This is a genomic window from Novosphingobium beihaiense, from assembly GCF_022832375.1.
GTDB classification, from domain to species: domain Bacteria; phylum Pseudomonadota; class Alphaproteobacteria; order Sphingomonadales; family Sphingomonadaceae; genus Novosphingobium; species Novosphingobium beihaiensis.
This window is the reverse complement of sequence record NZ_JALHLG010000037.1, coordinates 1-12,289: the sequence shown is the minus strand read 5'-3', so window position 1 is coordinate 12,289 and position 12,289 is coordinate 1. Positions and strand designations below refer to the sequence as shown.

The window sequence follows — 12,289 nt, the reverse complement described above, 5'->3', positions numbered from 1 at the left end:
CACTTCCAAGGATAAACGAAGGGGGCGCCCACAGGGCGCCCCCTTTCTTTTGCGAATATAATGTGAGTTTTGTGATGGCGGATCAATTGGACCAAAGCGCTCTGGACGAAGCCAAGCAGGCCCTTCAGGCGCAGTCCTTTGACCGGGCCCTGGCTCTGTGCGAGCGCATGCTGCACGACGATCCGGCCGATGGGGATGCCTTGTATGTGGCGGCGGTATCCGCGCGTTACGCGGGTAAGTTTGCACTCGCCCGCGACTTCGTGCTGCGGCTGCGCAAGGTCATGCCGGAACTGGGGCGTGGCTGGCAGGAGGCGGCGCATCTGGCCCGCGATACAGGCGATTGGGAAGGAGCGATCCAGGCTTATCGCAGAGCGTGCGAATATAACCCGGCACTGGAAGCAAGCTGGACACATCAGGCCAGGCTGCTTGCGCAGGCAGGCCGTCACGCCGAAGCGCAGGCGTGTGAGGCACAGGCGCAGCGGCTGGCGGGGCTGCCCCGCATTCTCGTGGCGGTTCTCAACAATATTCACGAAGGCCGGATACTCAAGGCGGAGGAGCAATGCCGGGCGTTCCTTCAGCAGAACCCGCATCACATCGAAGGCATGCGCTTGCTCGCGGATATCGGCAGCCGCCTTGGCGCGCTCGACGATGCGGAGTTTCTGCTGGAGAGTGCGGTGTCTTTCGAGCCGGACAATGTTCAGCTTCGCCTCGATTACATGCAGGTCTTGCGCCAGCGCCAGAAGTTCGCCGCCGCAGAGGAGCAGGCCGCGTATCTCAACGGTCTGCAACCGGATAACGTGCTGTTCCAGTCGCACCTTGCGATCGAGAGTATGCAGACCGGAAAATACGACAAGGCGCTTGGGCTGTTCGATCAGATTCTGGAAAAGCTGCCCGATGATGCCGCAACGCTGACGTCACGCGGCCATGCGCTTAAAACCTATGGGAAGCAGCCCGAGGCGATCAGTTCTTATCGTGCCGCCATTGCCGCACGCCCTGAGCAGGGGGATGCCTATTATGCTCTCGCGAACCTCAAGACATTCCGTTTCGAGGATGCGGAAGTGGCGAAGATGCGGGAACAGTTTGGCCGGGATGATCTGCGGCTGATGGATCGGGTGCATCTCAGCTTCGCGCTGGGCAAGGCCTGCGAAGACCGCCAGGAATACGCCGAATCCTTCCGTTACTATGATGAAGGCAACAGGCTGAAGCGGCAGCAATTGCGTTACAGCGCCGATGAGATGACGGCGGAGCTTCGCGGACAGTCAGATTTTTGCGACGCTGCGCTGTTTGAGAAAAATGCCGGTAACGGGTGCCCCGCGCCCGACCCGATCTTTATTCTCGGCCTGCCGCGCGCCGGTTCCACATTGCTGGAACAGATCCTGGCATCGCACAGCCAGATCGACGGCACGCTTGAACTGCCCGATATCCTGGCTCTCGCACAGCAGCTAAAGGGCAGGGGGCGTGACCAGTATCCTGCCGTTTTGGGAGAACTGACGCCGGAGCAGCTGCGCCAGCTAGGCGAGAGCTATATCGAAAGCACGCGCATCCACCGGCAGGGCGCGCCGTTCTTCATCGACAAGATGCCGAACAATTTCCGGCATATCGGTCTTATCCATCTGATTCTGCCCAACGCGAAGATCATCGATGCGCGCAGGGCGCCGATGGATTGCTGTTTCTCCGGCTTCAAGCAGCTCTTCGCGGACGGCCAGCAGTTCACTTACGGGCTGACCGAGATGGGCCGCTATTACAGCGATTACGTCGATCTCATGCGGCACTGGGACGCGGTGCTGCCGGAAGGGCGGATCCTGCGCGTGCAGCATGAGGACGTTCTGGCCGATCTGGACGGACAGGTCCGGCGCATGCTCGATTATCTGGAGCTGCCTTTCGAAGAGGCGTGTCTTGATTTCCACAAGACCGAGCGGGCGGTGCGCACGGCCAGTTCGGAGCAGGTCCGGCGGCCGATCAACACGTCCGGGGTGGCGCAGTGGAAGCCGTTCGAGCCCTGGCTCGATCCGCTCAAGGACGCACTTGGCCCGCTGGTTGCAGAGGACGGTGCCGCCGCCTGATGGCCGGTTGCAGGCGGTGACGGCACGCAGGGCGGGGCTTGGCGTCCTGCGCCGTTCAGCACTCGACCACGTTGACGGCCAGCCCGCCTTGCGAGGTTTCCTTGTACTTGTCCCGCATGTCGAGCCCGGTCTGGCGCATCGTCTCGATCACTTTGTCGAGGCTGACGACATGCTGGCCATCGCCCAGCATCGCCAGGCGGGAGGCGTCGATCGCCTTGACCGCGCCCATCGCGTTGCGTTCGATGCAGGGAACCTGGACGAGCCCGCCGACAGGGTCGCAAGTCAGGCCCAGATTGTGTTCCATGCCGATTTCGGCGGCATTCTCGATCTGCCGGTTGGTGCCGCCCAGCACGGCCGTGAGCCCGGCCGCCGCCATCGAGCAGGCCACGCCCACTTCGCCCTGGCAGCCGACTTCGGCGCCGGAAATCGAGGCATTGCGCTTGTAGAGAAGGCCGATCGCGGTGGCGGTCAAAAGGAACGTGCGGCGGGACTGCAAATCGCCGCGATAGCACCTTTCATAATAGCGCATGACGGACGGGATAATCCCGGCGGCGCCGTTCGTGGGCGCGGTGACGACCCGCCCGCCCGCTGCGTTTTCCTCGTTCACCGCCATGGCCCACAGGTTGACCCAGTCCAGCACCGCCAGCGGCTCCGCCAGCGCCATCTGCTGGCGCGCGGCAAGCTCCGCCGCGAGCGAGGGCGCGCGCCGCCTGACGCGCAGGCCACCGGGCAGCACGCCGGTCTGGCGGCAGCCCCGGTCGATCGATCGCGACATGGTTTCGGCGACAAGATCCAGCGCGGCGTTCACCTCTTCCAGCGGCCGCATTTCCATCTCGTTGGCCAGAACAATGTTCGCGAAGCTGAGGCCGGTGCTCTCACCGATGGCCAGAAGTTTCTCGGCGCAGGTGAAAGGGTAGGGGACAGAAGGGCCTTCGGTATCGAGCGCGTTGCGCAAGGCCTCTTCCTCATCGACGACGAAGCCCCCGCCCACCGAATAGTACGTGCGGCGGTCAAGCTGGGTGCCGTCTGCGCCGAAGGCGGCGATGGCCATCGCATTGCTGTGGAAGGGCTGGCGCTCGCGCTGGTGGAAGCAGATGCCGCTCTCCGGATCGAAGGCGATATCGTGCTTGCCGAGCAGGCTGATCCTGTGCTCTTCGCGGATGCGGGCGATGAGGGCAGGCGCCGCATCGACATCGACTTCGGCAGGCTGCTCTCCGGCGAGCCCCAGAATGACGGCAGTATCGGTGGCGTGGCCCTTGCCGGTCAGCGCCAGCGATCCGTAGAGATCCACACGCATCGATGCGGTTTGCTCCAGCAGCCCGAGCGCTTCCAGCCGCAGGCAGAAACGCCGCGCCGCGGCCATCGGGCCGACCGTGTGCGAGCTAGACGGGCCGATGCCGATCTTGAACAGATCGAGAAGGCTGACGTTCACGGGCGTTCGGGAATTTCAGCGAGGACCGCCGGGTGGTTCCAGTGGGCAAGGGCGCGCTGCAGATCCTGGCCGGAAAGGCCGACAGTCGCCGTGTTGCGCAAGGGGTGGACATTGACGCTGGCAGCGTCCGCCAAGGCCTTGTCCAGAACCACGCGCACGCGGCAGTCCTTGTCGTTGATCGCGGCCAGCGGCGTGACGGCGCCGGGCGTGACGCCGAGCAGGGCTTCCATATCCTCGGCCTTGCCGAAGCTGAACTTCTTCGCTTCGAGCACACCGGCCAGCGCTTTCAGATCGACGCGCAGGTCATGACGCACGGTGACCAGCCAGAACCCGCCCTTCGCATCCTTGAGGAACAGGTTTTTGGTATGCGCCCCCGGCATGTCCGCATGCAGTTGCGCACTTTCCTCGACAGTGAAGACGGCGGCGTGTTCCAGAATGGCCCACCCCGCGCCGAGGGATTCCAGGTCTGAGAAAAGCTGGGGTTCGCTCATTTGAAGACAACCGTCCTTAGTCCGTTCTGCATGACGCGGTGTTCGCAGTGCGCCTTGACGGCACGGGTGAGCACGCGGCTTTCCACTTCCTGCCCTTGTGCGATCAGATCCTCAACCGTGTCGGCATGGTCGACGATGGAGACGTCCTGGGCGATGATTGGTCCCTCGTCGAGGTCCGCCGTCACATAGTGGGCGGTCGCGCCGACCATCTTCACACCGCGGTCATAGGCCCGGTGATAGGGGCGGGCGCCCTTGAAGCCGGGCAGGAAGCTGTGATGGATGTTGATCGCCCGGCCTGCCAGCTTCTCGCACAGATCGTCCGAGAGCACCTGCATGTAGCGGGCCAGGATCACAAGATCGGCTTCCTGTTCCTCGATCAGTTCCAGCAGCCGCGCTTCCTGTTCCGTCTTGGTCTCCGGAGTGATGGGAAGGTGGTGGTAAGGGATGTTCTCGTGTTCCGCCCGGCGGCTCCAGGTCATGTGATTGGACACGATGCTGGTAACCGTCATCGGCACATAACCCGTTGCTATGCGGTAGAGCAGGTCGTTCAGGCAGTGGCCGCCCTTGCTGACCATGACAATTGCGCGGAGCTTGTTCTTGAGGTCGTGGACCTTCCAATCGAGATTGTAGGCCGTGGCCACCGGCATGAAGGCTTCGCTGAAGGATTCCACGGTCATGCTCTCGGGTGCGGCCAGCGAAAGCCGCATGAAGAACCGCCCCGTCGTGGAATCGCCGTACTGCGAGTTCTGCACGATGTTGCAGTTCTGGCTGGCGATGGAATTGGCAATCGCGGCCACGAGCCCCTTGCGGTCTACGCACGAAAGCAGGAGGATAAAGTCAGGTTTAATCAATGCCATGGAAACGTAAACTCCCCGCCGTTGCGGACCCGTATGCGCACTTTTCTATGGAGAGGGCGGGGCGATGAAAACTGGCTTGCTATGGAATAAACATCTATAATAGAAGTCATAATGAATGGTGATCAGGAAGACGCGCCATGCGATTGCCCCCCGATTTCGATTTGCATGCGCTGGAAGTTTTTCTCCTCACCGTCGAACTGGGGGGGATGACGCAATGCGCGCAGCGTCTTCGCATTACCCAATCGGCCGTTTCGCAGACGATCGCCCGGCTTGAGGTCGGCATCGGTCTGCCTCTCTTTGACAGGACGCTGCGGCCGCTTGGTCTGACGCTGACGGGCAAGGCGTTGTATCAAAGAGGAGATGCGCTCCTTTCGGCGGCAAAGGCGGCATATGATGAAGTTCGCCAGGGTGCGGAGAGGCCGCTTGACCTTGTGACTGTGGGAATGTCGGAAACCCTGGCCACGCAGCTGACGGCGCCGCTGCTTCAGCGCCACAGAGAGCAGGCCAACCGCTGGAGGATGCGCGCCAGCATTTCCATCAAGCAGCGCAACGAATTCCTCGCACGCCATTTCGACATGCTCATTACCGGCGCCAATATGCTGGAACGGACCGTGGGGCTGGATTACCACTTCGTGGTCGAAGACCCGTTCGTGCTCATTTTTCCTGCCGATTACGATGGTCCTCTCGACCCGGTACTGGTTCCGCCGGAGCTTCCTTTCGTGCGCTATTCGCTCGATTGCGGTATGGGGCAGCGGGTAGAGCAGCAGCTTACACGCATGAAGTGGCGCCTGCCGAACCTGATTGAGGTGGACATCACGCACCAGCAATTGACTACGGTCGCCTTGGGCATGGGATGGAGCATGGCCTCCGTTCTGTGTCTGGCAGCCCAGCCCGGCCTCATTTCGCAGATGCGGGTGGCGCCCCTGCCCAGGGGGCAGTTCTCCCGCCGGATCGATGTGATTTCCCGCATCGGGGAATTGGGGGAATTGCCAGAGATGACGGCCAAGCTGGCTCAGGACGTGATCCGTGAAACCACGTTTCCCACGGTGATCGAGGAGCTTCCCTGGCTGGAAGGTCTGATTGCCAACGCCTGATCGATCTGGCGCTGACGTGCAGATAGGGGAGCGATGTGGCGAAAGCCATCGAAGCCATAGTGCGGTCAGGACTGCGAGATTTATTGGCGGCACCATGTGCCAGAGTCGAACGCCTCCAGTGAGAATGGGAGGAAGCTGGCGAAATCAAAGCTGATTGCAGCTGGAGGTTTTGCATGAAGAAGTCGAATTCATGGGCGAATAGATCGCATTTGTCCTGCGTCATCCTTCGGTTTGACCGCAAGACGCACCGCTACAAGTCGATCCGTGACGGCCAGGCATCCTTGCGCAAACGGATCAAGGAAATTGCCGAGACACGTGTGCGGTATGGCTATCGTCGCATCCACGTACTGCATCGGCGCGAGCGCTGGCCCGTGAACGTGAAGCGGGTCCGGCGCTTTATCGTATGGAAGGCCTTAACTTGCGGGCAAACATCCGCGTCGTCACGTCATAGCTGCGCGGCGGGTGGATCTGCCTTCGCGCACGGCCACGATGTACAGCCCGTGCGCCTTCTCGACGTTCATCGAGTTATGCCGTTGTTCTTCGCGCGGGTCGATTCCCGCTTCAACCTGTTGGTTTAGGCCTCGGGCCCATTCGCGGGCTTGGGCGATCGTCTGTGCCGGGAACAGTCCGGGGGTTATGGGATCGGCCAGCGATCCTTTTCTCAATGCCTCTACTGACGCGGGTGTGAGTGTCTTTGCAACGTCTCTTGCTATAACCGATGCTCCGATCGGCTCCCGTTGCAGCAGAAATCCTGGCACAATTGGTGCCCAGCTGGGGCTGGCCGAGGCTGGCCCAGTCCAACAGCTTGTGTGTAGAATTGTCTCGTAGATCACGGTGAAGGGGCAGAATCTTCAGGGAATCGGTTGGCTGGGGCGGCAGGATTCGAACCTGCGCATGCCGGTACCAAAAACCGGTGCCTTACCGCTTGGCTACGCCCCAGCACGATGGCCGCGCTTGGTGCGGCCATGAGAGGTGCGCGCTTAGCGGCTAATCCCGGCGGTGAAAAGCCTTTTGAGGGAGATTTTCACCGCCGGGTTTCGCATTGCTCAAGCCGGCATCACCGCGTCGATGTCTGCCGCGCTATGGCGTTCCTTCACGAAACCTTCGTCCGTGCGGTTCACCTTGGTGCCGCGCTGTACGGCCGGGCGCCCGCCGATGAGGGCGCTCCAGCGGGCCAGGTTTTTGTAGCTGGCCATGTCCAGGAAGGTGGCGGCATCGCCATAGGCATCGCCGTCCACCAGCCGCGAGAGCCAGGCCCAGGTGGCGATATCGGCGATCGTGTAGTCCTCTCCCGCCAGATACGTGCTCTCGGCCAGGCGCCGGTCGGCTACGTCGATGATGCGCTTGGCTTCCATGGTGTAGCGGTTGATCGGGTATTCGTATTTCTCGGGAGCGTAGAAATAGAAGTGGCCGAAGCCGCCGCCGATCATCGGGGCGGTCGACATCTGCCACATCAGCCACGAGAGGCATTCGGCGCGCGCGGCGCCTTCGGCAGGCAGGAACAGGCCGAACTTTTCGGCGAGATACATCAGGATCGCGCCGGATTCGAACACGCGCACGGGCTCGGCGCCCGAACAGTCGAGCAGGGCTGGGATCTTGGAATTCGGATTGACCGAGACGAACCCTGAGGAGAACTGATCGCCATCGCCGATCGAGATTAGCCAGGCGTCGTACTCGGCGCCGGTCTTGCCCGCCGCGAGCAGCTCTTCGAGCATGATCGTGACTTTCTGGCCATTGGGCGTACCCAGCGAATAGAGCTGGAGGGGATGTTCGCCGCGCGGCAGGTTCTTTTCGTGCGTGGGACCGGCGATGGGGCGGTTGATCTTGGCCCAGTCGCCGCCGCTTTCGGCGTCCCAGGTCCAGACTTTGGGGGGCGTGTAAGTGGGATCGGGCATCAGGGAGGGGGCTCCTGCAATGGGGGAAGCCCTCAGGTAGGAACGCCGGGTTCGCTTGCCAACCAGCCGCTGGAACGGAAGTAAATTCCTTCGCGTTTCAAAGGGGTGGAGGTGGACGGACGGGGGCTTGCCCGGCATGGCCCATGCGCTCATTCTGCGCGCGATCAACCGGGACCGGGACGAGATGGGAAAATCACAGGAACAGCCGGGAGCGAAGCCTAAACCGGCCCGCCGCCGCAACAAGGCTTTCGACGAGACGCACACCGCGCTGATCGAGACGGCGGTGCGGCTGGTGTCCGAAAAGGGCATGGAAGCGCTCTCGCTGTCCGAGGTCGCGCGCGAGGCGGGGGTCAACCGCACCACTATCTACTACCATTTCGATAGCCGTGAGGCGCTGGTGGAGGCCGTGCGGGCCTGGTCTTCGCGTCAGTTGGCCGCCGCTTTCGCGCCCGGCCGTTCGCGTGAGGACCGCACGCGCTATATTGTCCGCTTCGTGATCGAGAATCCCGAAGTGATCGGGCTCTGGGCTGAGGAGTTCCTCTCCCCCGGTGCCATCGCCGAACGCTATCCCGAGTGGGAAGGGCTGGTTGCCGGTATGCGCGAACAGCTCGCTTCGCGCCCCGAAACCGCCGGGATCGATGCGGAGGCTTACTGCACGCTGATGCTGACATGGGCGATGCTGGGGCCGCGCGTTTATTGCGGCAGCGTGCGGCAGGACTTGTCGAAGGACGAGGCCATCGAGCGGATGACGCAGGCGCAACTGGGCCTTCTGCGCCTGCACGGAATCGAGCCGATCTAAGTTTTACAACACATATGTTGTAAAAATGACTGTGAAGGCGTATCAAGACTCTCGCAGCCCGGAGTCGTTTGAAGGACCCGGGCGGGAGAGAGAGCCATGAATTCACCCACGACGTTTACCCCCGTCGGGCAGGACGAGCTCGACTGGCTGGGCACCGATCCGGTGCCTGCGACGCCCTATTACGACCCCGAATGGTTCGATCTGGAGCGCGAGGCGGTGTTCCGCCGGAGCTGGCAGCAGATCGGCCATGTCTGCGAGCTGCCCGAAAACGGCAGCTTCATCCGCCGCGAGCTGGAAGTGCTGGGCGCCTCGCTGCTGATCACGCGCGGCAAGGACGGCGAAGTGCGCGCGTTTCACAACGTCTGCACCCATCGCGGCACGCTTCTGGTCGATGAGGCGCAGGGCAAGCGCAACACTTTCAGCTGCCCCTATCACATGTGGACTTTCGGGCTGGACGGCGGGCTGATCTCGGCGCCCGATTTCGAATCTTTCCACGTCACCAAGGCCGAATGCGCGCTGCCGCCCGTAGCCTGCGAAGTGGCGGGCGGGCTGATCTTCGTGCACCTCGGCAAGCCCGAAAGCTCCCTGCGCGAATGGCTGGGCCCTTACGCGAACAAGCTGGACATGATGCCGGTCGCCCGGGCGACGACGTTCTCCGAATATGTCTATGACATCGCTGCCAACTGGAAGCTGACGTACGACAACTTCCAGGAGAACTATCACTTGCGCTTCATCCACCCCTCGGCGGCGGGGCCGGTGACGAGCCCGGACAATCCCTTCGCCTATCCCACGGCCTACGATTTCCACGGGCCGCACCGCTCGCAGCGGATCTGGACCAAGCCGGACATGCCGGAACCGACGCCGGTGCAGGGCATGGCCTTTCAGCGCGGCGCGGCCTGCGCCATGGCGGACGGCATTCTGGGAGGGGAAACCGCGAAGGACTACCTCGGCCTGTTTCCGAACTTCTTCCTGTTTGGGTCGCCGATGCAGCACTTCTCGCACACCGTCTATCCGATCGCGGCGGGCCAGTCGCGCGGGGTGATCCGGCTCTACTGGATCGGCGAGGATGAGACCCCCAGCGAACGCTTCGCCCGCGAATATTTCATGGCCACGGCCCGCGATGTCCATACCGAGGACCGCGCGGTGATCGAGCGCGGGCACAAGGGGCTGGCGAGCGGCGCGCTCGAACACCTGCATTTCCAGACGCAGGAATCGCTGTGCCGCCACTTGTTCAACATGGTCTCGGAAAAGGTCGAGGCCTACCGGGCCGAGTGCGAAGGAGTAGGGGCATGAGCACGCAGACTTTGCTGCCGGAGAGCTTTCAGGCTCTGGAGCCTTATGCCGTGGGCTGGGCGCTGGGCGGTTCCGCTGTCCGCGCGGCGCGGCGCGGCAATTCCACGCCCGGGGAGCGTGAGGCGTTCTATGCGGCGGCAGTGGGCGAACTGCCCCGCGCGCTCGACTATCTCGACGCCAAGGGCTTTGCCGCCTTCGACGACGCCGACGAGCGGCTGATGAACCTGATGCTGAGTCTGGGCCATGTGGCGCTGGCGGTGGAGCAGCAGAAAGGCGCCGAAACCCGCCACGCGCGCGACCGGGCGCATATGCGGATTACGCATACGCCTGCGGGGGCGTGAGGGCCAGTGCTGGTCGAAATCAAATAACCTCGTCATTCCCGCAAAGGCGGGAATCCAGCTCCTGAGGCTGCGTAAAACGATAGCGCCGGAGATGGATCCCCGCCTTCGCGGGGATGACGAGGTTATTTGTGAGAGTGAACGGGAAGCCCCGCAAGAGGCTTCCCGCACTATCGTCAGCCGATCTTGCGCACCCAGCCGTGGGTGTCTTCGGCTTCGCCGCGCTGGATCGAGACCAGGCGGTTCTTGAGCTTCTGCGTCAGTTGGCCGGGGCCGCCCGAACCGATGGTGAATTCGCCGTCGCGGCCCGAAACTTTGCCGACCGGTGTGACCACCGCGGCCGTGCCGCAGGCGAAAGTTTCCACCAGCTTGCCCGAGGCGGCATCCTCACGCCACTGGTCGAGGCTGTAGCGGCCTTCCACGACATTGAGCCCTTCCTCGCGGGCGAGGGTGAGCAGGCTGTCACGGGTGATGCCGGGCAGGATCGTACCGGTCAGCGCCGGGGTCAGCAGCGTGCCGTCCTCGAACGAGAAATAGAGGTTCATGCCGCCCAGTTCCTCGATCCACTTGTGCTCGGCGGCATCGAGGAAGACGACCTGATCGTGGCCGCGGGCAATGGCTTCGCTCTGCGGCACGAGGCTGGCGGCATAGTTGCCGCCGCACTTGGCCGCACCGGTGCCGCCGGGCGCCGCGCGGGTATAGTCCGACACCCAGATCGAGACCGCGGGCGCGCCCGACTTGAAGTAGTTGCCCGCCGGGCTGGCAATGACGATGAACTTGTACTGCTTGGCCGGACGCACGCCGAGGAAGGCCTCGGTCGCGATCATGAACGGGCGCAGGTAGAGCGAGGCGCCTTCGCCTTCGGGGATCCAGGCGCGGTCGGTCTGCACCAGCCGTTCGATGGCTTCGACGAACAGCGCTTCGGGCAGGGCGGGCATCGCCAGCCGCTCGGCCGAGGCATTGAAGCGCGCGGCATTGGCTTCGGGGCGGAACAGCGCGATCGCGCCGTCGGCCTGCTTGTAGGCCTTGAGCCCTTCGAAGATTTCCTGCGCATAGTGCAGCACGGCAGCCGCCGGATCGAGCGCGATGGGTTCGCGCGGGCCGATCACCGCATCGTGCCAGCCCTGACCTTCGGTCCATTCGATCACCACCATGTGATCGGTGAAGTTCGTGCCGAAACCGGGATTGGCGAGCACGGCTTCGCGCACATCGCTGCTGACGGGCGCGGGGTGGGGCAGAGTGGTGAACTTCAGGCCGGCATCGGCGAGACTCGCCATGGTAACGGTAATCCTTGACTGTGGAGCGACTGCGCGCCGTTGAACGATAATTGCGTTAAGTGCAACAGAAAAGTAATTTTCCATCGCTGAAAAATGTCATAACATGGCAGGAAAGGTGCGCAAAGCGGGGCGGCCGTGCATGCGAAAGGCGGGTTTCCGGCTTCGCAGGCGGAATAGAGCGCCGCGGCGCCGAAAGATCAAGCGGAATCGCAGTTTCCGGCGGTATGGAGGCGGCTGCGGACCGCGATGGCGTGGACGTGGAAAACCTGCTGTCACGGCGTGGACGAAACGCGGCCTCTCCCGGTAGCGGCGGCGCCATGAGTATCATTGCCACCATCATGAATTCGACCACCGGCCAGCCGATCCAGAAGATGACGTTCGGGCGCATGCCCAAGCCCTGGATCAGCTTCAACCTTGCTACGGGGGAACTCGTCACCGCTGACCGCGTGCACGTCGGCAAGCCCGCGCCGGGCAAGTTCGCGGCGCCGGTGGAAGTATGGGTAACGCCCAAGGGGTAAGGGTGGAATTTCAATCCTCCCCGGGCTTGCTCGGGGAGGGGGACCGCCAGCCCTTCGGCTGACCGACAGGTCGGTCGCTCAGGATGAACTGCCCAAAGGGCAGCTGGTGGTGGAGGGGGAGAGACCCCTCCGTCACGCACTGCGTGCGCGCCACCTCCCCATCCCCTGCGGGGACAGGGAGGATTGGCTTGGACTCCCGGCGTGGAATAGCTGTTCCGATGTTGAGCCCGGC

The 12,289-nt window shown here is 63.0% G+C and carries 12 protein-coding genes, 1 tRNA gene and 1 pseudogene; 7 read left to right on the top strand and 7 right to left on the bottom strand.

Going from position 1 to position 12,289, the window contains the following annotated elements; all coding sequences use genetic code 11:
- The first annotated feature begins 74 nt into the window (after positions 1 to 74).
- Complete coding sequence (locus MTR66_RS17200; protein WP_243923312.1) at positions 75 to 2,063, top strand: tetratricopeptide repeat-containing sulfotransferase family protein; 1,989 nt, start codon at positions 75 to 77, stop codon at positions 2,061 to 2,063.
- A gap of 55 nt (positions 2,064 to 2,118) precedes the next feature.
- Here the strand turns inward: MTR66_RS17200 and MTR66_RS17195 are convergent, their stop codons facing one another.
- From MTR66_RS17195 to purU, 3 genes are read right to left on the bottom strand one after another with little or no spacing between them, the layout of a single operon-like run.
- Positions 2,119 to 3,495 (bottom strand): L-serine ammonia-lyase, encoded by a 1,377-nt coding sequence (locus tag MTR66_RS17195; protein ID WP_243923310.1) that lies wholly within the window; start codon positions 3,493 to 3,495, stop codon positions 2,119 to 2,121.
- Positions 3,492 to 3,986: a prolyl-tRNA synthetase associated domain-containing protein gene (locus tag MTR66_RS17190; protein ID WP_243923308.1), complete on the bottom strand. Its 495-nt coding sequence runs from the start codon at positions 3,984 to 3,986 to the stop codon at positions 3,492 to 3,494. The genes MTR66_RS17195 and MTR66_RS17190 overlap by 4 nt, the downstream gene beginning before the upstream one ends.
- The gene (gene purU / locus MTR66_RS17185) at positions 3,983 to 4,843 is read right to left on the bottom strand and encodes a formyltetrahydrofolate deformylase (RefSeq protein ID WP_243923306.1); all 861 of its coding nucleotides are present in this window, start codon (positions 4,841 to 4,843) and stop codon (positions 3,983 to 3,985) included. Before purU ends, MTR66_RS17190 begins: the two co-directional genes overlap by 4 nt.
- Before the next feature lie 137 nt (positions 4,844 to 4,980).
- Between purU and MTR66_RS17180 the strand changes: the two genes are divergently transcribed.
- Both MTR66_RS17180 and MTR66_RS17175 read left to right on the top strand, forming a co-directional pair.
- Complete coding sequence (locus MTR66_RS17180; protein WP_243923304.1) at positions 4,981 to 5,937, top strand: LysR family transcriptional regulator; 957 nt, start codon at positions 4,981 to 4,983, stop codon at positions 5,935 to 5,937.
- A 215-nt stretch (positions 5,938 to 6,152) separates the two neighbouring features.
- A pseudogene (locus MTR66_RS17175) lies at positions 6,153 to 6,405 on the top strand (IS3 family transposase); the annotation flags it as partial.
- On the opposite strand, the gene MTR66_RS21465 reads toward MTR66_RS17175, so the two are convergent.
- From MTR66_RS21465 to yghU, 3 genes are all read right to left on the bottom strand, one after another.
- Entirely contained in the window at positions 6,378 to 6,695 is a 318-nt protein-coding gene (locus MTR66_RS21465; RefSeq protein ID WP_407673069.1) for an integrase arm-type DNA-binding domain-containing protein, read from the bottom strand. The pseudogene MTR66_RS17175 and the gene MTR66_RS21465 overlap by 28 nt on opposite strands.
- Positions 6,696 to 6,801: 106 nt before the next feature.
- Positions 6,802 to 6,876: transfer RNA gene (locus MTR66_RS17170), tRNA-Gln, on the bottom strand.
- Positions 6,877 to 6,983: 107 nt separating this feature from the next.
- A complete protein-coding gene (gene yghU, locus MTR66_RS17165) occupies positions 6,984 to 7,832 on the bottom strand; it encodes a glutathione-dependent disulfide-bond oxidoreductase (protein ID WP_243923303.1) in 849 nt (282 codons plus the stop codon).
- Positions 7,833 to 7,968: 136 nt separating this feature from the next.
- On the opposite strand from yghU, the gene MTR66_RS17160 reads away from it, so the two are divergent.
- From MTR66_RS17160 to MTR66_RS17150, 3 genes are all read left to right on the top strand, one after another.
- Complete coding sequence (locus MTR66_RS17160; protein ID WP_243923301.1) at positions 7,969 to 8,631, top strand: TetR/AcrR family transcriptional regulator; 663 nt, start codon at positions 7,969 to 7,971, stop codon at positions 8,629 to 8,631.
- A gap of 96 nt (positions 8,632 to 8,727) precedes the next feature.
- The gene (locus MTR66_RS17155; protein WP_243923299.1) at positions 8,728 to 9,924 is read left to right on the top strand and encodes an aromatic ring-hydroxylating oxygenase subunit alpha; all 1,197 of its coding nucleotides are present in this window, start codon (positions 8,728 to 8,730) and stop codon (positions 9,922 to 9,924) included.
- Entirely contained in the window at positions 9,921 to 10,265 is a 345-nt protein-coding gene (locus MTR66_RS17150; protein WP_243923298.1) for a hypothetical protein, read from the top strand. The genes MTR66_RS17155 and MTR66_RS17150 overlap by 4 nt, the downstream gene beginning before the upstream one ends.
- Before the next feature lie 173 nt (positions 10,266 to 10,438).
- On the opposite strand, the gene MTR66_RS17145 is transcribed toward MTR66_RS17150, so the two are convergent.
- Entirely contained in the window at positions 10,439 to 11,539 is a 1,101-nt protein-coding gene (locus tag MTR66_RS17145) for a branched-chain amino acid aminotransferase (RefSeq protein ID WP_243923296.1), read from the bottom strand.
- Between the two features lie 317 nt (positions 11,540 to 11,856).
- Between MTR66_RS17145 and MTR66_RS17140 the strand changes: the two genes are divergently transcribed.
- The gene (locus tag MTR66_RS17140; protein ID WP_243923294.1) at positions 11,857 to 12,057 is read left to right on the top strand and encodes a hypothetical protein; all 201 of its coding nucleotides are present in this window, start codon (positions 11,857 to 11,859) and stop codon (positions 12,055 to 12,057) included.
- Positions 12,058 to 12,289 lie beyond the last annotated feature (232 nt).